The sequence below is a fragment of the Nocardia halotolerans genome (genome assembly GCF_042650145.1).
Classification (GTDB): domain Bacteria; phylum Actinomycetota; class Actinomycetes; order Mycobacteriales; family Mycobacteriaceae; genus Nocardia; species Nocardia halotolerans.
Window position 1 is genome coordinate 1 of sequence record NZ_JBHSDL010000039.1, and the last position, 1,008, is coordinate 1,008.

The window sequence follows — 1,008 nt, forward strand, 5'->3', positions numbered from 1 at the left end:
CCCTAGAGATAGGGCTTTCCCTTCGGGGACAGAGTGACAGGTGGTGCATGGTTGTCGTCAGCTCGTGTCGTGAGATGTTGGGTTAAGTCCCGCAACGAGCGCAACCCTTGATCTTAGTTGCCAGCATTAAGTTGGGCACTCTAAGGTGACTGCCGGTGACAAACCGGAGGAAGGTGGGGATGACGTCAAATCATCATGCCCCTTATGACCTGGGCTACACACGTGCTACAATGGATGGTACAAAGGGCAGCGAAGCCGCGAGGTGAAGCAAATCCCATAAAACCATTCTCAGTTCGGATTGCAGGCTGCAACTCGCCTGCATGAAGCCGGAATCGCTAGTAATCGCGGATCAGCATGCCGCGGTGAATACGTTCCCGGGCCTTGTACACACCGCCCGTCACACCACGAGAGTTGGTAACACCCGAAGTCGGTGAGGTAACCTTTTGGAGCCAGCCGCCTAAGGTGGGACCAATGATTGGGGTGAAGTCGTAACAAGGTAGCCGTATCGGAAGGTGCGGCTGGATCACCTCCTTTCTAAGGATATATTACGGAAACATACTGTGTTGTTTGGTTCAGTTTTGAGGGAGTAATTGCCTCAAAGCTTTTTGTACCTTGAAAACTAAATAAGAGTAACAACGACATCAAACTTTAAAGCAAGGCTATAAATTTATTTAGTGTAATGCTTATTCAACTGATAGTTAAGTGAATAAGGGCGCACGGTGGATGCCTTGGCACTAGGAGCCGATGAAGGACGGGACTAACACCGATATGCCTCGGGGAGTCGTAAGTAGACTTCGATCCGAGGATTTCCGAATGGGGAAACCCACTGTTCGTAATGGAGCAGTATCCATATCTGAATACATAGGGTATGGAAGGCAGACCCGGGGAACTGAAACATCTCATTACCCGGAGGAAGAGAAAGCAAATGCGATTTCCTGAGTAGCGGCGAGCGAAACGGAATTAGCCCAAACCAAGAAGCTTGCTTCTTGGGGTTGTAGGACACTCCAT

Annotated in this window: 2 rRNA genes; both read left to right on the top strand. The window is 49.9% G+C overall.

Annotation, left to right across the window (positions count from 1 at the left end):
* A 16S ribosomal RNA gene (locus tag ACFO5K_RS26715) occupies positions 1–534 on the top strand; the annotation flags it as partial.
* Positions 535–696: 162 nt separating this feature from the next.
* Positions 697–1,008 (top strand): 23S ribosomal RNA (locus ACFO5K_RS26720); the annotation flags it as partial.